Source organism: Metallosphaera sedula DSM 5348 (assembly GCF_000016605.1).
Classification (GTDB): Archaea; Thermoproteota; Thermoprotei_A; order Sulfolobales; family Sulfolobaceae; genus Metallosphaera; species Metallosphaera sedula.
Window position 1 is genome coordinate 1,618,765 of sequence record NC_009440.1, and the last position, 18,473, is coordinate 1,637,237.

Annotated in this window: 18 protein-coding genes; 3 read left to right on the forward strand and 15 right to left on the reverse strand. The window is 46.6% G+C overall.

All coding sequences use genetic code 11. The features are described from left to right. Window positions 1-154 precede the first annotated feature (154 nt). From MSED_RS08565 to MSED_RS08575, 3 genes are read right to left on the reverse strand one after another with little or no spacing between them, the layout of a single operon-like run. Entirely contained in the window at window positions 155-466 is a 312-nt protein-coding gene (locus MSED_RS08565; protein ID WP_012021622.1) for a hypothetical protein, read from the reverse strand. 10 nt (window positions 467-476) lie between these two features. Beyond that, on the reverse strand, window positions 477-854 hold the full coding sequence (locus MSED_RS08570) for a hypothetical protein (protein WP_012021623.1): 378 nt from the start codon (window positions 852-854) through the stop codon (window positions 477-479). Beyond that, window positions 835-1,812 carry a geranylgeranyl reductase family protein gene (locus tag MSED_RS08575; protein ID WP_012021624.1) on the reverse strand — a complete coding sequence of 326 codons (978 nt, stop codon included), beginning with the start codon at window positions 1,810-1,812 and terminating at the stop codon, window positions 835-837. The genes MSED_RS08570 and MSED_RS08575 overlap by 20 nt, the downstream gene beginning before the upstream one ends. Before the next feature lie 106 nt (window positions 1,813-1,918). On the opposite strand from MSED_RS08575, the gene MSED_RS08580 reads away from it, so the two are divergent. Further along, entirely contained in the window at window positions 1,919-4,315 is a 2,397-nt protein-coding gene (locus MSED_RS08580) for a valine--tRNA ligase (protein ID WP_080512795.1), read from the forward strand. A 46-nt stretch (window positions 4,316-4,361) separates the two neighbouring features. On the opposite strand, the gene MSED_RS08585 is transcribed toward MSED_RS08580, so the two are convergent. From MSED_RS08585 to MSED_RS08625, 9 genes are all read right to left on the reverse strand, one after another. Next, a complete protein-coding gene (locus MSED_RS08585; protein WP_012021626.1) occupies window positions 4,362-5,552 on the reverse strand; it encodes a pyridoxal phosphate-dependent aminotransferase in 1,191 nt (396 codons plus the stop codon). 13 nt (window positions 5,553-5,565) lie between these two features. Next, window positions 5,566-6,318 carry an indole-3-glycerol phosphate synthase TrpC gene (trpC, locus tag MSED_RS08590; protein WP_012021627.1) on the reverse strand — a complete coding sequence of 251 codons (753 nt, stop codon included), beginning with the start codon at window positions 6,316-6,318 and terminating at the stop codon, window positions 5,566-5,568. Between the two features lie 2 nt (window positions 6,319-6,320). After that, entirely contained in the window at window positions 6,321-6,902 is a 582-nt protein-coding gene (locus MSED_RS08595; protein ID WP_012021628.1) for an aminodeoxychorismate/anthranilate synthase component II, read from the reverse strand. Beyond that, entirely contained in the window at window positions 6,902-8,164 is a 1,263-nt protein-coding gene (locus tag MSED_RS08600; protein ID WP_012021629.1) for an anthranilate synthase component I, read from the reverse strand. Before MSED_RS08600 ends, MSED_RS08595 begins: the two co-directional genes overlap by 1 nt. Next, complete coding sequence (locus tag MSED_RS08605; RefSeq protein ID WP_012021630.1) at window positions 8,161-8,745, reverse strand: phosphoribosylanthranilate isomerase; 585 nt, start codon at window positions 8,743-8,745, stop codon at window positions 8,161-8,163. The genes MSED_RS08600 and MSED_RS08605 overlap by 4 nt, the downstream gene beginning before the upstream one ends. Beyond that, window positions 8,742-9,773 carry an anthranilate phosphoribosyltransferase gene (gene trpD, locus MSED_RS08610; RefSeq protein ID WP_012021631.1) on the reverse strand — a complete coding sequence of 344 codons (1,032 nt, stop codon included), beginning with the start codon at window positions 9,771-9,773 and terminating at the stop codon, window positions 8,742-8,744. The genes MSED_RS08605 and trpD overlap by 4 nt, the downstream gene beginning before the upstream one ends. Beyond that, on the reverse strand, window positions 9,763-10,488 hold the full coding sequence (gene trpA, locus MSED_RS08615; protein WP_048060342.1) for a tryptophan synthase subunit alpha: 726 nt from the start codon (window positions 10,486-10,488) through the stop codon (window positions 9,763-9,765). Before trpA ends, trpD begins: the two co-directional genes overlap by 11 nt. Before the next feature lie 2 nt (window positions 10,489-10,490). Next, entirely contained in the window at window positions 10,491-11,765 is a 1,275-nt protein-coding gene (locus tag MSED_RS08620; RefSeq protein ID WP_012021633.1) for a TrpB-like pyridoxal phosphate-dependent enzyme, read from the reverse strand. Window positions 11,766-11,828: 63 nt separating this feature from the next. Further along, window positions 11,829-12,104: an acylphosphatase gene (locus MSED_RS08625; protein ID WP_012021634.1), complete on the reverse strand. Its 276-nt coding sequence runs from the start codon at window positions 12,102-12,104 to the stop codon at window positions 11,829-11,831. A gap of 92 nt (window positions 12,105-12,196) precedes the next feature. Between MSED_RS08625 and MSED_RS08630 the strand changes: the two genes are divergently transcribed. Then, the gene (locus tag MSED_RS08630) at window positions 12,197-13,276 is read left to right on the forward strand and encodes an inositol-3-phosphate synthase (protein WP_012021635.1); all 1,080 of its coding nucleotides are present in this window, start codon (window positions 12,197-12,199) and stop codon (window positions 13,274-13,276) included. A gap of 226 nt (window positions 13,277-13,502) precedes the next feature. On the opposite strand, the gene ppsA is transcribed toward MSED_RS08630, so the two are convergent. Both ppsA and cdvB1/B2 read right to left on the reverse strand, forming a co-directional pair. Next, window positions 13,503-15,842 carry a pyruvate, water dikinase gene (ppsA, locus tag MSED_RS08635; protein WP_012021636.1) on the reverse strand — a complete coding sequence of 780 codons (2,340 nt, stop codon included), beginning with the start codon at window positions 15,840-15,842 and terminating at the stop codon, window positions 13,503-13,505. A 110-nt stretch (window positions 15,843-15,952) separates the two neighbouring features. Next, on the reverse strand, window positions 15,953-16,618 hold the full coding sequence (gene cdvB1/B2, locus MSED_RS08640; RefSeq protein WP_012021637.1) for a cell division protein CdvB1/B2: 666 nt from the start codon (window positions 16,616-16,618) through the stop codon (window positions 15,953-15,955). Between the two features lie 81 nt (window positions 16,619-16,699). Here cdvB1/B2 and MSED_RS08645 point away from each other — a divergent pair, with 81 nt between their 5' ends. Beyond that, window positions 16,700-16,972, forward strand: a complete 273-nt coding sequence (locus tag MSED_RS08645) for a hypothetical protein (RefSeq protein ID WP_012021638.1) — start codon at window positions 16,700-16,702, stop codon at window positions 16,970-16,972. Here the strand turns inward: MSED_RS08645 and MSED_RS08650 are convergent. Beyond that, window positions 16,944-18,398, reverse strand: a complete 1,455-nt coding sequence (locus tag MSED_RS08650; protein WP_012021639.1) for a UbiD family decarboxylase — start codon at window positions 18,396-18,398, stop codon at window positions 16,944-16,946. The two genes, MSED_RS08645 and MSED_RS08650, sit on opposite strands and share 29 nt — an antisense overlap. Window positions 18,399-18,473 lie beyond the last annotated feature (75 nt).

Genomic DNA, 18,473 nt, shown 5'->3' on the forward strand with positions numbered 1-18,473 from the left:
ATAGAAGAATAAAGGAACTTGAATATTTAGATACTTCTATCGAAACCAAGTATGGCACAGTTAGAAAGGTAGTGATTTGTCCCGTGAACGGGGTAGCGTTTATATGTAACGCAGTTGTTGAGTTGAACTCCTCGAGTCCTTCAGCGGAGGAGATTCATAGGGAAGTGGAATCAGAATTAATGAGAGTTGGATGTACCCCGTAATCCTTGAGTTTGAGGTTAATCTTCTCTGAGAAATTGACGATATCCTGCGAATCCTTGGATTTTATTCTAAATGCCAAATACATGGGTCTCATTTCCTGCTCAGCAAGATAAACCGTGATCAAGGATGAAGGTGAAGGGGAACACAGGAAAGACGCTCCAATCCTCACAGGAGAGCAAATGCCCTCGAGAACATTAACCATATCCTTGAAGATGTCCCTTATACGCTGAGGGTCAGTCTGAACTCCTAAAAGAACTTCGAACAAATCTTTCCCCTCACTTTAGGTTCGATCTCTTTATGGGTATTTTGAGTGAATCCATCACTGCCTTAACATAGGGGTAAAGATTTGCGTCACCTGATACTCTCTTTAGCTTAAGTTTTCTATAATTCATCTCCAGGGACACCGCACCATCCTTGATCACCACTAACTTGCCCTTGACTCTTCCCCTGAGGTTCCTGACGAACCTTGCATAGATGAATATTCCCTTCTCCTTGAGGTTAACTAACACTGCCTCGCCGTCCCTGTAAAGTGGGGATATCTTAGTTCCCTTAGGATTAACCTGTTTTGGCTCATTATCCCATTTGAATAACAAGGACCTTACAGCATGTTTTCCTGACTTACTCTTAGATTGCTCAAGTACTAATTCCACCACTTTTAATCAACTCCATAGATTCCTTGATCCCCTGAAAATCTAGTTTATCCTCGAGGAATGCATCTATTAAGATTTCACTCTTGAGGAAGTGCCTCAACATGGTTCTCCTCATGGAGATATTGGAGCTTCTGTACCAGTTAAGCAATAGGGATTGAATGGATATTCTGGACTCGATTGTGGACAGTCCCTTCCTCAATTCCTGCTCCAAAGGCTTTCCCTTATTCAGTGCGCCGAAGGCTATCTCAGCAGAGATAGCCGAGGGCCTTATCCCTTCCCCGCTTAGGGGAAAGACCAGCCCCCTAGCCTCCCCAATTCTGCCCTCTTTCTTGGCAACCTTACCTATGGAGATGGGGGCGCCTCTAATATCGAGGATCTCATACTTGGTGAACCTTTCCCTTAAGTACTCCAAGAGGAGTTTCCTTGAATTCTTGTCCTCAAGGAAGCCAGCTCCAACGTTCAGTAAACCCTCTCCAGCCGGAAATATCCAATAGAACCCCGTCAGTCTTGTGTTAAACTCTAGGATGGCCTCAGGGTTGAAATTTTCTACCTTCATTATTACCCTGGTTGTGTAGACCACTTCCCTATCCATGGGATAGGGGCCTCTGGAATCCAGGACTACGTCGTAGTTATCAAGCTTGGGTTTTTCATTCCCCACCATCTGTCTTAACTTAGCTCTCATGGAGTTAATCCATTCGCTCTTGTTAATCGTCAACCACTTGGGACTCCTATAACTCACGTCATAAACCCTTTCCCCATCGAGGTAGAACGCAAAGTCCTTAATCTCATATTCAACCCTCCAAGGGAACGGAGGTCTGTAAACATTGGGAACTATATCACCGCAAGGTTTGAAGTACTTGTCCTTAATGTCGAAAAGGGTAACGTCGTGACCGGCATCATGAAGGAGGGAACCTATCAGAGACCCACCAACTCCTCCACCTATTACGGCAACCCTTAACATCAACTATACATTGTCGAAAAGTATAAAAGGTTCTTTGTAAGCTCGTTTTTATATTCTAGTTAGCGGTGATCCGTTATTGTTGTCCCAGGATGAGATTTTAAAGAGAATGGAGGAATGGCCCAAGCATTATAATCCCAAGGATATTGAACCAAAGTGGCAGAAGCTCTGGTTGACCCAGGAGTACTGGGAAAAGATCTTCAAGTTCGATGAGAACTCTGAAAAACCAGTCTTCTTCATTGATACCCCTCCGCCATTTACCAGCGGAGAACTGCACATGGGCCACGCCTATTGGGTTACCATAGCTGATGCAATGGCGAGGTTCAAGAAGCTTCAGGGTTATAACGTTCTATTCCCTCAGGGGTGGGATACCCAAGGATTACCAACCGAGCTCAAGGTTCAGTACAAGCTCGGGATACCCAAGGAGAACAGGGACCTCTTCCTAAAGAAGTGCGTGGAATGGACCGAGGACATGATAGGAAAAATGAAGTCTGCCATGATTAGACTGGGATATAGGCCCAACTGGGAGCAGTTTGAGTATAGAACATATCACCCCAATTACAGGAGGGTCATACAGAGAAGCCTCATCGAGATGCATCAAAAGGGCATGATAAGGATGAAACAGGGACCAGTGTATTGGTGTCCAAAGTGTGAGACCGCTGTGGCGCAGAGCGAGGTTGGATACCTAGAGAAGCAGGGCATCCTTGTTTACATTGGCTTCCCTCTGAAAGAAGGTGGGGAGATAGTTATTGCCACTACACGTCCAGAACTTCTAGGGGCCACTCAGGCTGTTGCAGTAAATCCTCAGGATGAACGTTACAAGCACCTCGTGGGAAAGAAGGTAATTCTTCCGATCTTTGGAAAGGAAGTTCAGATAATAGCTGATCCAGACGTGGAAAAGGACTTCGGAACCGGGGCAGTGATGATAAGCACCTACGGTGACCCCCAGGACATAAGGTGGCAACTAAAGTATAACCTTCCCGTCACGGAACTCGTGGATGAGAGAGGTAGAATAAAGGGGACTGGTTTCCTAGACGGATTGAAAGTAGAAGAGGCTAAGAAGAAGATTGTCGAACTATTAAAGGAGAGGGGATACGTTAGGAAAATTGAAAGCATAAAACACAACGTGCTCTCTCACACCGAGAGAAGCGACTGCCTCTCGCCAATAGAGTTCCTGGTGAAGGAACAGGTATACATAGATGTTGTTCCCTACAAAGGAAAACTCCTTGAGGAGTATAAGAAAATGAACTTTAAGCCACAGAGAATGGCAAGCAAACTTGAGGAGTGGATAAATAACATTGAGTGGGACTGGAACATAAGCAGACAAAGGCTTTACGGGACCCCCTTACCCTTCTGGTATTGCGATAACCTTCACCTAGTTCCGGCCGACATATCGTCTTTACCTGTGGATCCCACCAAGAGTAACCCGCCTGTGGAAAAGTGCCCGCATTGCGGACTTCCCCTAAAACCACTTACTCATGTGGCTGATGTGTGGGTAGACTCAAGTGTGACTGTACTATACCTCTCTGGGTTCTATGAGAATAAGTTGAGGTTTAGCAAGACCTTTCCGGCCGATGTGAGACTTCAGGGTACTGATATAATTAGAACCTGGCTATTCTATACCTTCTTTAGAACCCTGATGCTGGCAGGGAATGTACCATTCAAGAGAGTAATAGTTCACGGACAAGTTCTAGGTCCAGATGGGACGAGGATGAGCAAGAGTAAGGGTAACAACGTATCTCCAATGGACAGAATAGATGAGTTTGGAGCTGATGCCATTAGGATGACCCTGCTGGACGCCTCAATAGGCGACGATTTCCCCTTCAAGTGGGATACGGTAAAGGGGAAGAAACTACTCCTTCAGAAGTTATGGAACGCGAGCAGGCTAGCATATCCGTTCATACACGGTAGGAAATTGGAGAAGCCTGAGGTGTTGCATCCAATTGACCAATGGATACTGGCTAAACACAAGGAATTTGTGGAGAAGGCTATCCAAGCCTATGAGAACCAGGACTTCTTCGTGATCCTTTCCATGCTTTATGAGTACTTCTGGGAGACCATAGCAGATGAATACCTTGAGCTTATCAAGCATAGATTGTTCAGCGATGATAGATCTGCCACCTATACCTTGGGGAGAATACTCAAGGATCTAATTATCTTACTACACCCAATTGCCCCCCACATAACAGAGGAAATCTATTCCCTTATCTTCGGTGAGAAGCAGAGCGTCCTTCTGGAGACCTTACCGTCAACTGAAGATATCAAGATAGCGGAGGAAGTTGTGAGAATGGGGGACTCTGTCAAGAAATTCAACTCGCTGGTGAGAACCAACAAGGTAAAAATGAGAATGTCCATGAACTCCCAAATTAGGGTGGAACTACAGGGACCTAAGCAGTTCGTAGAGGATGTAATGAAGGTCGAAGACGACCTGAAGAAAACGCTGAAAATAACTGAGATCGCCTACCGTGAGGCGGACCAACTCGACGTGAAGATATCTCCCACCTAATTCAGACCATGGGAGTTTTGATCATCGATCACCCGTAACTTTTTCATCAACCTGTGAGTTTCTCCAGTGCCATTTTCATCCTTGACACGCCCTCTTTAATTTTCTCCTCATCTAGGGCAAAGCTCAATCTCAGGAAGTTTCTCCCAACCTTTTCTGGAAACACCTCACCTGGGATAGTTACCACACCCCCCTCCTCAATTATTTTCACCGCTAAGGCCTTTGAATCCATTCCAGTCGTCTTCAGGATTTCGCTAACGTCTGGAAACATGTAGAATGCCCCAGACGACTTGTAAACCCTAATTCCCTTGAGGGACTTAAGCTCCGAGAACATAACGTCTCTCCTTCTCTTAAACAGGTCTATCATGCGTCTCACCTCGTCGAAGGTATCAAAGGAGGCTAATGCACCCCTTTGGGCAAAGCTAGTGGGACATGTGTATATATTGGACGCTAATATGCCAACCTTGTTAATGACCTCCCTTTTGGCAACAATATATCCCAGTCTCCAACCTGTCATGCTGAAGGTCTTGCTGAACCCGTTTATGTAAATCACGTTATCTCTCCACGCTTCCTGAAGCACGCTCCTGAAACCGCCGTCATAGACGAAGTAGTCGTAAATTTCGTCTGAAAGAAGGATTAACCTCTTCTCCCTAGCTATCTCAACTAGTTCCCTCGCAAGTTTATCGTTGAAGTTCATTCCAGTCGGGTTATGAGGGTTATTATAAACTATCATCTTGGTTCTGGGAGTGATCTTGGAAACTAACTCATCCATGTCGACACTGAAACCCGAGTTCTCGTCAAAGCTGAGAGGGACATAAACTGGTTTTCCCCCTAGGAGGTTAACCACTTCTGCATAGGAGTAGAAGGAAGGATCGAATAGGATTACCTCATCGCCAGGGTTAACATACATGAGAAATGCCAGGAAGAGTGCAGTCTTAGCCCCAGGCGTAACAGCTACCTCTTCCTTCCTTATTTGATCCCCGTATCTCTGGGTAAGAAATTCCGCTATCTTGGATCTTAACTCGTCTAACCCCAGTGCTGGGGTGTATGCGGTGAAACCCTTATCCAGTGCCAGTTTAGCCTCTTCCCTTATTCTCTGAGGAGTTGGTAGATCAGGTTGGCCTATGCCGAAGTTGATGGTCTTTATTCCCTTGGTCCTCTCCACGTTTCTGGCTATTTCCTGATAAAGGAGGGTTGACTCTCCAGTTAATCTTGAAAGCGAACCAGCGAAATTTTCCATTTTTCCCCTTTTATTACCCTTGAACAAACTCTTTAATCTTATCTGGATTGCGCATTAGACTGGATCCTATGAGAAAGGCGTCCGCTCCCTTCTCCCTCAAGAGCCTGATCTCTTCGGCGGACTCTATCCCGCTCTCGGCCACCTTGGTAACTGTGGAAGGTATCTGTTCCAGTAGCTTCATGGCCATCTCCTTCTGAATTGTGAGAGAGAAGAGATCCCTTGAGTTAACACCTATGAGGCTTGCGCCAGACCTTAAAGCTATATCGAGGTCCTCCCTATCATGAACCTCGACTAAGGCCTCCATCCCGTAAGATCTCACGTATTCTAGAAGGCCCGAGAGTTCCCTTTCCGTGAGAATTCTGACAATTAGTAGAACAAAATCGGCTCCAAGGTCATATGCAGTATCCACTTGGTTCTCACTGACTACGAAATCCTTCATGAGTAACGGAATCTTGACGTTCCTCGCTATCCTCTCCAGGTACTCGTAAGAGCCTCCGAACACGGTGTTCTCGGTAATCACGCTGATCGCAACGGCACCTCCTTGCTCCATTGACTTCGCATAGGATATTGGATCCCTGTCCTCGGAAAATCCTGAGGGCGATTTCCTCTTATACTCAGCAATGACAGGATTTAGCCCCGCGCCCTTTACTGCCCTTATTCTTGGAATTATCTGTAGAACCGGTTTCTCTCTGCTCCTGGAAACGTAAGGCCTCCTCTTAGCATTTTCAACCACATCCTTGATCCATCCTTCAAGATATCTCGGCATTATCAGATTCTGTTGAGGAAGTTGTAAAATATTTTTTGTCCGAGCGTAGTTCCCACGCTCTCAGGATGAAACTGAACCCCGTAAATCCTGTACTCTGCGTGATGTAGACCCATTATCTCTCCGTCCTCCTTGGAAACGGAGTCCACCATAAGAGGAGAGCTCACATTGTCCACAACTAGGCTGTGATACCTGGTTGCCTTGAACTCTGTCGGTAAGCCGGTGTATAGGGGACTATCGCCAGTCCTAATCACTGTACTCAGTTTCCCGTGATATATTACCCTTGCCCTCCTGATCCTAGCACCGAACGTATAGCCTATGGCCTGATGCCCTAAGCAGACACCCAGGATTGGGATTCTCTTTCCCAGGATCCTTATAACCTCAGGAACTATCCCTACATCTTCAGCTTTCTCTGGGGATCCTGGCCCTGGCGATATCACTATTCTATCAGGCCTTAATCTCTCCACGCCTTTCACAGATATCTCGTCGTTTCTAACCACTAGGGGATAGCTTCCAAGTTCGCCTATGCTCTGCGCAATGTTGTAAACGAAACTGTCGTAATTGTCTATTATCAGGGTTATGTCCATTAGCTCACCCCAAGTGCCACCTTAAGGGCTCTCATTTTATGCTCAGTTTCATAGTACTCCTGCTCAGGAACTGAATCGTAGACTATCCCAGCTCCAGCTTGTATGCGAAGAATATCCCTGTTAATCATTGCGGTTCTGATGGTGATTGCAAACTCCGCTGAATTCCTTGAGATGAAACCCACTGCACCAGCATAGGGACCCCTCTTGTAAGGCTCTAGCAACTCTATTATGTTCATTGCCATGGGCTTTGGAGCACCGCTGACTGTACCGGCAGGGAACATGGACTTTAGAACATCCAAGGAATTTGCATCCTTCCTCAGGGTTCCCACCACTCTACTAACAATGTGTTGTACGTGGCTGTACTTCTCAACGTAGGCAAATTCTGGGACCTTCACAGTTCCTGGTACACAGGACTTTCCTATGTCGTTTCTGGCCAAATCCACAAGCATTAGGTGCTCGGCCATCTCCTTCTCAGAGGATAGAAGTTCCTGTTCCAGTTCAAAATCCTCTTCACTGGTCTTTCCCCTAGGTCTAGTGCCCGCGATCGGGAAAGTTTCAGCGATCCCCCTTTGAACTGAGAATAGAAGCTCCGGACTGGATCCAATGAGTTTCCTCTCCCCAAATTTAATGTAAAACATGTAGGGAGATGGATTAATCTTTCGCAAGTTTCTGTAAAGTCTCATTGGGTCACCCTGGACAGCGTATCTATAGAACCTGGAGAGGACAACCTGAAATGCGTATCCTGACTTGATGTATTCTAGTATCGAGTTAACCCCTGACTCATACTCTTGTTTAGTCATCGACTCGTCATGGGGAGTCACCTTGAATTCCCCCTGTTCAAAACATCCAGCTATTGATGGTATATCTCCCTCCACAAACACCTTTCCCAGTGCATGATCGAAGACCAAAACGTTCTCTGGAAGGAAGAACTCGGCGTCTGGCCAATCCTCTATTGCAGGCTTCAAGTCCCTAACTGTTTCCCATCTTCTCACCGCGTCGTACGATATGTAACCTAGAAGACCACCTGAAAACCTAAGCTCGCCCTCCTCTACACCTCTTAGAGCGTTCAGTATCGATTCCTCCAGGTCATCTCCCCTATTCACCTGTACCTTCCTCTTAACCCCCCAGGCAATTACGCTATATCTGGCGGTGTTTTGAGAGCCCTCTACACTCTCCATGAGAGCAGCAATCTCCTGATCTCTCTCAATGCACTGATAAACCTCATAGGGCTGAGCAAATGCCGTGATAGGGTAGGTCTTCATCTAATCGCCTCCAAAATCTTTCTTACCTTACCCAGATTCTTCTTCCCCGGATAGTCCTCAACTCCCCGGGATACGTCCAACCAACCAGGCTCAAGTTTCAGGAAATCGTGAACGTTATCAGGGGAGATACCTCCTCCAACGCCTAGTCCTGGGTAGTCCCTTAGAACCTTTGTCAAGAAACCAAAGTTAGGTTTATCTCCCTTCCTCTCCAAGTCTAGCAGAACCATGTTGGTGATGTCTAGGACCCTCCTTAGGTAATCCAAGTATCTCTCCGACGAAGGTACATAGAGAATGAACTTCCTAGAGTACGATCTAAGTAGTTCCAGTTCTTCCTCCTTCAAGACGCTATGTATCTGAACTATATCGGCGAATGGGTTCTTAAGGGCAACGAGAAGCGGACGTAAAACATTCACCGAAACAAGGGGGGCAGAAACATTATCTCTCACAATCCTCAAGAAATCGGGCTTAACGTACCTAGGGCTCACTGGGTCCTCAAGGAAACCTAGCATATCAACTCCTAGCCTAGATATGTCCACAGCATCATCCAGTGTAGCTATTCCGCAAATCTTCACCTTGGTCATAGGGATCCCTTTATGGCCTTGATCTTACTAGGATCTCCATTGTCCCTTACCAAAGTCTCAATTCGATCTGGCAACTTTCTTACAAGTTCCTCTGATAATTCAAATCCATCCTTAAAATCAGAAACAAGTCCCGCAGTGTAAAGTGCGACGCTCACGTTTATTCTAATGAACTTCTCTACGGCCTCATCCCTCCCCATGGACGCCATCAGAACTCTTCTCACGGAGTCGAGAGGATCTGTGGTCGTCAATCTGGAAACAGGAACTGGTTGACCTATAATTTCAGAGAAATCATAGGTATATTCCTCAACCTTACTCCCCGTTACCTCTGTGATATATGTCTTCCCTTGAGGGCTGACCTCATCCAGTCCAGGCTCCCCGTGAACAAGTACAAGCTTGACGTAACCTAGCTTAAGTGCTGCTTCAGCTAGCTTTCTCATGAAAGGCAGAGAGTATACTCCCATGACCTGCCTCTCGGATCCTGCTGGGTTGGTGAGAGGGCCCAGGAGATTGAAGATAGTTCTAACTCCTAGGACCTTCCTTACAGGTGCAACGTTCTTCATGGAAGGATGATATAGCTGTGCAAAGAGAAACACGAAATTGTTCCGCGAAAGTAGATCCTTGGCCTTCTCTGGAGGAACTTGGATATTGTACCCAAGGGATTCAAGGAAGTCCGCGCTTCCGCTTCTACTACTTGCAGCCCTATTACCATGTTTCGCCACAGGAAAGACAGAGCTAACGGCCAGAGCAGTAGCCGTGCTAACGTTAATTGTTCCTATACCGTCTCCTCCCGTGCCAGCCGTGTCGAGGGTGTTCCTCAAGTCCAGTTTTAGCGCATGTTGCCTCATGGAATTGACAAATCCTATTATTTCGTCTGGGGTCTCTCCTTTCATCTTTAGTGCAACTAAGATACCAGCAACCAAAGGTTCTGGTATTGATCCCTCCATGATTAAATCGGCTAATTCCTTTGCCTCCTCTTGAGACAAGGATACGCCTTCGGTTAATCTCTTGAGGACCTCCTTAGGATCCATCCAATATCCCCCTGAACTTCCTCGCTAATGAAATCGCGGATTCCACTCCATTCCTCTCTATCTCCTCAATGTAAACCGTGCCTATGGCCACTCCATCTGCCCCAGCTCTAAGGGCCTTCTTCATATCCTCTATATCAGAAAGGCCGAATCCCACCACCAACTTGTTGTTAACCAGGGTCCTCACCCTAGTTATGAGGGAATCTACACTGACGGGTAGGGGAACTCCAGTGGTGGGTCTAACGCCGTAGTAGAGGAACATATCTGAGATCTTGGATACCTTGTGTATCAGGGGATCGGGAACTGAGGGAGAGGTAAAAATTACTGCATTCAGCCCATGGCTCTTTATCTCATTAACGTATTTTTCGTACTCGTCAATGAAGTCTATGAGAAGATCCGGAAATAGCACGCCGTTAATTCCCACATCTTTCATTCTGGCGAGAGTATCGGGAAGAGATGTCACCCAGTCCTCTAGGTAGGTTAGAATCACTAGAGGAACATCCACTGCTCTCCTGGTCTCCTCAAGAAGTGACCAGAAATCAGTCAACCACGTAGAAACCTGTTTGTAACTCCTCCTTATTACAGGTCCGTCATATTTAGCGTATTTGGGAAGGAGACCAATTTCAAGGATATCCGATCCCGCTTCCACTAGTCCCTTCACTAGCCTCAGATAATCCTCCTTGTTGGGGTAACCTAACGTTGCATAGGATACCAACATCTTCAATCTTGACCAATCCTCTTCATCATAGACTCGTAGTTAGGTAGATCCAGTAATCCATGACCACTCAGGTTGAATACGATCACCTTTTTCTCGTTCTTGATCTTGGCCTCGCGTGCCTCCTCTATCACTGCCCTAATTGCATGAGAGGATTCTGGTGCTGGAACTATTCCTTGGGTTTGAAGGAATATTTGAGCTGCTTCGAATATCTCCTTCTCATTGTACTCCCTCCAATCCACTATCCCTTCCTTGATCAACATACTTAGGGAGGGCGCGGCCCCGTGATATCTGAGCCCACCCGAATATATTGGTGGAGGTACGTAATCCCTTCCTAGGGTAATCATCTTGACAAGGGGTAACAGCCCAGCACTGTCTGGGAAATCGTAGTTATAGGCCCCCTTACTGAACTTTGGTATCTCGTAAGATCCAACTGCAATGTACTTCGATCCCTTCTTGGACCCGATGAACGGGAAGGTAAAGCCTCCAAAGTTACTCCCTCCTCCCACACAGCCCACTAACACGTCTGGTTCCTCGTCTAGTTCCTGCAACTGCTTCATAGCCTCAAGCCCTATTACGCTTTGATGTAACACCACAACATCTAACACGCTCCCGACGAGATACTTATAGCCGTTGGAGAGAGCGTACTCTATTGCCTCGCTCATGGCTATTCCGAGGGAACCTGGATGATTCGGGTTCTCGTTTAGAACCTTCTTGCCGTACTCGGTATGCGAGGTAGGGCTGGCGAAAACTCGTGCGCCATACAATTGCATGATGGTTCTCCTTTGCGGTTTCTGTTCGTAACTCACCTTTACCATGAAAATGGTGGAATTTAGTCCATACATTCTCGCAGATAGAGCTACAGCTGTTCCCCATTGGCCAGCCCCAGTCTCAGTGACCAGGTGGTCCACTCCCTCCTTCATGGAAAAGTAAGCCTGCGGTAGGGCTGTGTTTATCTTATGGGAACCAGTGGGAGTTGCCCCTTCATACTTGAAATATATTTTAGCCGGAGTGTTCAGGAATTCCTCAAGCCTTCTAGCTCTGACTAAAGGCGTAGGTCTGCCTATATTGATGTAAGCCTCCCTTACTTCTTTAGGAATTGGAACAAACCTCTCCACTGTAAACTGCTGTCTTAGAACCTCACTGGGCATTATTTTTCTCAAAAGGTCAATCCTAGAGAACTCCGCGTCTGGGGGATCCCTAGGAGGAGGTAAAGGTTTGGGTAAATCGGGTATTATGTTATACCAATAGCTTGGTATTATTTCCTCACTATTTGCCATTGGTGCAACAAGAACACCGCGTATTAAATAATTTTGTCCTTTTTAAATGTATAGGATTTCCGGCTAATACGTGTCGAAGGAAGTAAACTCACCCTTATAGCTCTCGAGTTTATGCGTCACCTTAGTTACAAGAGCCAGAGGTGGTCCTTTCCACAAATAGTTTAGAAATTGCTGAATGGATTCCTCATAACCCTCGGCCACAACCTCAACTGTTCCGTCTGGCAGGTTCTTCGCATAGCCCTTTAGCCCAAGCCTAACTGCGTGAATTTGCACATACCTCCTGAAGCCTACCCCTTGCACTTCTCCCTCTACTATTGCGTGAAGCCTTGCTAAGCCCACTATATCACCTCAGAGTCGCTCCACTTCCTCACTACTCGGCTAAATCCCTTTCATCACTATATTTTTAACTGCCTAACAAACCTAAAAAGCCAATGATCAAGATAGCAATCGCTGGCCTTGGAAATTGTGCATCCATGCTTGTGCAAGGAATAGAATACTACAGGAAAATGGGCGAGAATTACTTTGATGGATTGATTACACCCATCATAGGCGGTTACAAGGTAACTGACATCAAGGTAGTAGCTGCCTTTGATGTCTCAGTCAACAAGATAGGAAAAGATGTGGCTGAGGCGATATTTGAGAAGCCTAACATAACTCCTAGAATAGTTGAGATGGACAAGTTGGGAGTTGAGGTCTCTCCAGGTCCTGTATTGGATGGCGTTGCCCCACACATGATGAACGTGTTTAATCCCTCAAGCGAGGGGAAGATTGAGTCCGTTGTGGATGAACTGAAAAGTAGTGGAGCAGATCTGCTCGTCAACATGTTGCCAGTGGGTAGCGAGATGGCCTCGAGGGCATATGCGAGGGCATCACTTGAGGCCAGAATAGGGTTTGTTAACGCTATCCCCGTCTTCATAGCGAGTGACCCCACAGGTGAATTCCCAAGGAGGTTCAGAGAGCTTGGATTACCCATTGCTGGTGACGACGTGAAGGGACAAGTTGGCGCAACCATATTTCATAGGGCCATCACCTCGCTATTCAGATTAAGGGGGGTTAAGGTAGAGGAGACATATCAGCTAAACGTAGGAGGAAACACGGATTTCCTCAACATGAAGACTGAGGAGAGGCTCCACTCCAAGAGGATCAGCAAGACCAAGGCCGTAACGAGTACCCTTGATAATGAGCAGGAAATAGAGACCCAAGGAAGGATAAGGATAGGGCCCAGCGATTACGTTCCATTCCTGGGAAACACTAAGGTGGCATACATCTACGTTAACGGGTCTGGGTTTGCTGGAAGGCCAGTGAAGGTGGAGGCAACCCTAGAGGTTGACGATAAGGCTAACTGTGCCTCAGTACTGGTAGATGTAATAAGGGCAGTGAAGTTAGCCAAGGACAGGGGAATAGGAGGCCCCCTGAACGAGGTTTCTGCGTTCTACTTCAAACATCCACCTAAGCAGGCTAAGGATGATGAGGAGGCCTATCTTTGGTTTAAGAAATTCATTGAAATGTGAAATCTGTGAGGAAAGAGAAGCTAGAAACACGTGCAGTATCTGCGGGAGGTCAGTGTGCGATCTTCATTTCAAGGAAGGGATATGCTCCATCTGCGAAATGTCCATGTGTGAACTCTGCAAGAAAAACCTCTCCATAGGTTACTGCGAGTCCTGCGGGAGCCTGATCTGCGAGGAGTGTGTTGCCTATTCTAACGGTTCCAGAAGGATATGCAAAAAATGTGCAGGTTTACCTCCTTCTTAGAAGGAGCTTCTGCTCTATGCTGGCCACCAGCCTCCTTGTGTATATAACGGTGTCTGGGTTTATACTTACACTATCTATTCCCTCCTTCACCAGGAACTCGGTTACCTCTGGGTATACGCTAGGAGCCTGCCCGCATATGGAAACTGTCCTTCCATACTTGTGGGCTATTCTGATCAATCTTTTCATCGATCTCAATACTGCTGGATCCCTTTCGTCATAGTAACCCATTCTTCCTAGGATTTCTGAGTCCCTGTCCACACCTAGAGTCAGCTGAGCTAAGTCGTTACTACCTATGCTGAACCCATCTATCATCTTGGAGAACTCATCGGCCATGGTTATAACTGAGGGAACCTCTGCCATTATCCAGACCTTGAAGTCGGCAGTCCTCCTGAGACCCTCGTCCTCCATTATCCCTATTGCCTTGTTCAACTCCCACGTGGTTCTGACAAAGGGGAACATAACCCAGACGTTCTTAAGACCCATCTCCTCCCTAGCCTTTCTAATTGCCCTAACCTCTAGTCTAAAGGCTGGTTCGTACTGCTGACTCACATATCGCGAGACTCCCCTCCATCCTATCATTGGGTTTCTCTCCTCGGGTTCAAACTCCTCTCCTCCTATCAGTCCCCTATACTCGTTGGTCTTGAAATCGGAGAATCTCACCACCACCGGTCTAGGATATATTGCGGAAGCGACCCTAGCAATTCCATCAGCGAGCTTATTCACAAACTCCTCAGGTTTACCTATTTTGATGAGGTAGAGAGGATGATGCTTTATCCATTCGCTTACGATGAACTCTATCCTCATGAGTCCAATTCCATCGAAGGGAAGGTCCAGATATTTCTCAATGACATCAGGTTGGCCCAAATTCATGTATATCTTAGTACCAGTGACTGGGAAGAGGCTTAGAAGTACATCCCTAGACAATCCGGAAATTGAGGTACCCTGATGCTCCTGTTTTGGCTCCTCTGCAATTATCCTGCCCTCATACACGACTCCCCTTGTAGCATCTACGGTGATCTCTTGACCAGTCTCTAGAACCTTGGTAGCGTCCTTGGCCCCTACAATGGCCGGTATCCCAAGCTCCCTAGAAACTATTGCTGCATGACTAGTGATCCCGCCTTCGTCCGTAACTATTGCGGAAGCAATCTTCATCACTGGAACCCAGTCAGGGTCAGTCATTCTCGTCACAAGGATCTCTCCCTTCTGGAAATCCTTGGATTCCTTTACATCCATAAGAACCCTGGCCTTTCCACTAGCTATGCCTGGACTGGCTGCCAGACCCTTAACGAGGATCTTTCTCTCGGTAGGTTGGGTTGCGCTTGTGGTCTTTACCTTCTCCTTTTCCTTAGAAGCCCAGAAGGTTTCAGGCCTAGCCTGCACTATGAAAACATTGTCGGGGAACTTCAGGTCAGCATCTATTGCCCATTCAATATCCATGGGCATCCCGTAATGACTCTCAATTTTTAGGGCCAGTTTAGCTAATTCCAAGGCCTCCTCATCGGAGATACTGGGGCTCTCACTCTCCTCACCATTAAGCGGAACCTCAACGTTATTGCCCTGGTTATATACAATTTTCATGTTCTTCTTGGCTACCCTCTTGTCCAGGATCTTTAGATCGTGTTTGGAGATAATAACCTCATCAGGCGTGACCTTACCTCCAACCACTGCCTCTCCTAGTCCCCAAGACGACTCTATTACAATGAAATTCCTATCACCGTTTGAAGGGTTAAGCGTAAACATGACCCCGGAGGACCTGGAGTTCACCATTTTCTGTACAACTACAGCCATCTCCACCTTGGAGGAATCAATACCCTTACTCTTCCTGTACTCTATGGCCCTCTCGTTATAGAGACTAGCCCAAACTGCCTTGACCATATTGATTAGGTTTGCCCTCCTAACATTAAGGTAGGTGTCCTGCTGGCCAGCGAAGCTTGCGCTCTCTATATCCTCTGCAGTGGCTGAGGACCTGACAGCTACAAGTATCTCCTTACCCACAGCCCTAGAAAGTTCGTCAAAGGAATCGTATATCATTTCCTCCAGGTCATGGGGAACTTGAGAGGTGAGAATCAGGTGTTTTATCCTCTCGCTCGCCTTTTCAGACGAGTCTTCTTCCTTCAAAATTGAAACAATCTTATCCCTTAAACCATTATAATCCAAGAAGTACGAGTAAGCTTTTGAAGTAATAACGAAGCCAGGGGGTACGCGGATCCCCTGGCTAAGGAGCTCCCCTAGATTAGCTCCCTTTCCTCCAGCCAATTCTACCATTTCTTTCCTTACTCTCGATAGCGGAAGGATACCCTCTTCTTTCAAAATTTGAGTAACCAATAAGATATCCCCACTATCATTTTCGCATCAAAACTTAAAAATCTGCTTAGAAGGTTAAAGCGAATAAAAAATAGATGATATAAAACACGAAAAGATTAAAAGAATGAGAGTTATTTAGAACCGTTCCCGTTCTCTGCCTTCTGAGTTGTGGTGACCAAGGCAGGAAGGTCAGGGAAGTTCTCCTTCATTCTCTGCTCAGCTATCATGCTAGCTTCCTGCAATATCTTCCTTGCCTCTGGACTCGTAGCGGCCTGCTCCACACTTGTTCCAGTGAAGTCTCCCGCCTCAATTATCACTTCCTGCAATCCTTCCTCTACTTCCGCCAGCTCCATGCTGATCTCAGGCATCACTCCCTTTATTGCGTTCTTGAGCTCCCTAACTACGCCAATCACTGGGATAAGGTTGTTAAACACATCGGCAACCTCAGTCACTGTCTCCAACCTGAGCTGAACCTGTTCAAGGGCGATCTGTACACCCATTATTTGCTTAGTCATCTTTCTAATCTCAGCTATCTCATTGGCATACATAGAGGCTCTAGCGTTGTCCTTAGCCATTTGCGCCGAGATAACTCTTTCAAACAGAACTCTGTCTCTCTCCTGCATCTTCGAGATATACACTTCTAGCCTGTTAATTGTGGTCCTTAGCTTGTAATTTGCAGTGACCAGCTTGTACTTCAGGGGTTGCTTGGGCTTGAAGGCATTCTTAACTCTCTCTCCGATACCAACTTCCTGTCTTCCATTCCAGTTCCTCACGAAATCCTCTACTTTACTGGTCATGTAAGCTCTACTACTTATCTTAAGGAAAAATAACGTTTAAGATAGAATATACATAATACAGGCTAGCTTGTGCGTGATAATATGACCGAGTTTAAGGCTAGGTTAGATGGGGAAAGGATTATATTGGAAACGGTTAGTGGGGCTCCCCTCCTTATCAGGGAGGTAATAGTAAAGTATAGCGTTACATCACTCTCTCCGTCGGACGAGAGGAGCAGGAGAACAATTACCGAGGAAACTCGGGTGGAGAAGGTGACTAATAAGCTCGAAATTCCCACAAGGGGTCTGGACGTAGTAGAGGTTACAGTGATCTATAAGAAGGGTGAGTCTACCTTGAGGGAGGACTTGGCCATTTAGAGGCTATCTTCTCCCAGACCTCGGATATCCTCTTAACCACGTCTGGATCACTTTCTACGGGCTCTGGCCAATCCTTCCCTAACTCCTCCTTGAACTTTCTAGTTGCGTCTATCCCCATTTTGCTCCCAAGAGGGGGATTAGGAACTGTATGATCTAAACTGTCATTTAGGGCATTGGTAACTATCATAACGTCGCGTTGAGGATCCACCGTACTGGCAATGGCATAAAGAACCTGGTTCATATCATGAATGTTAACGTCGCTATCAACAATGATCACCAGCTTCAGGAAGCTAAGTTGCCCAGTACCCCAAATTGACATCATGGCCCTCCTGGCCTGTCCTGGATACCTTTTCCGTATTGAAAATATTCCTATACTAGTGAAAAGACCATACTCTGGCAGGTTCATGTCAACTAGGTCTGGAATTATCATCTTCAGGAAAGGCAGGAATATCCTCTCAACACCCTTCCCTATCCAAGTGTCCTCGAGCGGTGGTTTTCCCACGGAAGTTACATGGTAGATGGGGTTCTCCCTCACGTAGGCTTTCTCGAGCTTAAACACTGGGTAGTAATCCTGAGGAGTGTAGTATCCTAGGTGATCCCCAAAGGGTCCTTCAGGCCTCATGTCGTTCAAATCTACGTAACCCTCAAGTACTGACTCGGCGTGGGCTGGAACCAGTATTCCGTTGTCCAACTCCACCACGTCCACGCCCTCATCCCTCAGTATCCCGGCAAACAGATACTTGTCCAGTCCAGGAGGCACAGGAGACGCAGCAGTGAAAGTTATGATAGGGTCCACTCCATTGACTATCGCCACCGGTACCTTAGACAAGCCCAGATCCCTGTACTTGGAGGCTGCCAGGGATCCTCTCTTGAACGCTTGCCAGTGCACTAACGCTTCCCTTTCATTCAATATTTGTACTCTATATATACTTAAGTTATTTGTGTTTTTTTCTGGATCCTTCGTTATTACAATAGAAAACGTCATGTATCGGCCTGCATCCTTTGGCCAAGTCTTTGTTGCAGGCAATGCCTCCAGGTTCAGGCTCTTGTCCTCTTTGAACAAGGCCTTCTTACCCTTCGGCATGTACTTTCCCAGCTTCAGAAGTGATGGGAGAGATTTCGCTTTATCGAGAATTGTGATTGGTACCTCCCCGAAACTCGCTAGAAAGTTGTCCGCTATCCCCTCAAGGTTCTTGGTCCCAAACAACTCATAGATTCCCTCCATTGAATAGTAAACGTTAGTGAGCACTTTCCAGCCAGGATAACCCTTAACCCTGGTGAAGAGTAGCGGTGGGAGATGAGAATATGTGGCCCTTCTCCCTAGCTCGGCTATTTCCAGGTTCACATCAACCTCGTGCTCCACTTCGATAAGTTTGCCCTTGGAACGCATATTCTCTAGATAGTCTCGAAGATCCTTGAAGCCCATTGGAGTCTAAGGTCCCATAAAGTTTAAATTTTTACATACAGCGATCATGCAGGCTGGTGACATGTCGTTGGAAAC

Bases quoted from the DNA above. Each gene is read 5' to 3' on its own strand.
- MSED_RS08645 (WP_012021638.1), top strand. From the start codon at position 16,700: ATGACCGAGTTTAAGGCTAGGTTAGATGGGGAAAGGATTATATTGGAA.
- MSED_RS08595 (WP_012021628.1), bottom strand. From the start codon at position 6,902: ATGGACATAACCCTGATAATAGACAATTACGACAGTTTCGTTTACAAC.
- MSED_RS08650 (WP_012021639.1), bottom strand. From the start codon at position 18,398: ATGGGCTTCAAGGATCTTCGAGACTATCTAGAGAATATGCGTTCCAAG.
- MSED_RS08630 (WP_012021635.1), top strand. From the start codon at position 12,197: ATGATCAAGATAGCAATCGCTGGCCTTGGAAATTGTGCATCCATGCTT.
- MSED_RS08575 (WP_012021624.1), bottom strand. From the start codon at position 1,812: ATGTTAAGGGTTGCCGTAATAGGTGGAGGAGTTGGTGGGTCTCTGATA.
- MSED_RS08605 (WP_012021630.1), bottom strand. From the start codon at position 8,745: ATGACCAAGGTGAAGATTTGCGGAATAGCTACACTGGATGATGCTGTG.
- MSED_RS08620 (WP_012021633.1), bottom strand. From the start codon at position 11,765: ATGGCAAATAGTGAGGAAATAATACCAAGCTATTGGTATAACATAATA.
- MSED_RS08580 (WP_080512795.1), top strand. From the start codon at position 1,919: ATGGAGGAATGGCCCAAGCATTATAATCCCAAGGATATTGAACCAAAG.
- trpA (WP_048060342.1), bottom strand. From the start codon at position 10,488: ATGTTGGTATCCTATGCAACGTTAGGTTACCCCAACAAGGAGGATTAT.
- cdvB1/B2 (WP_012021637.1), bottom strand. From the start codon at position 16,618: ATGACCAGTAAAGTAGAGGATTTCGTGAGGAACTGGAATGGAAGACAG.
- trpD (WP_012021631.1), bottom strand. From the start codon at position 9,773: ATGGATCCTAAGGAGGTCCTCAAGAGATTAACCGAAGGCGTATCCTTG.
- MSED_RS08585 (WP_012021626.1), bottom strand. From the start codon at position 5,552: ATGGAAAATTTCGCTGGTTCGCTTTCAAGATTAACTGGAGAGTCAACC.
- trpC (WP_012021627.1), bottom strand. From the start codon at position 6,318: ATGCCGAGATATCTTGAAGGATGGATCAAGGATGTGGTTGAAAATGCT.
- MSED_RS08600 (WP_012021629.1), bottom strand. From the start codon at position 8,164: ATGAAGACCTACCCTATCACGGCATTTGCTCAGCCCTATGAGGTTTAT.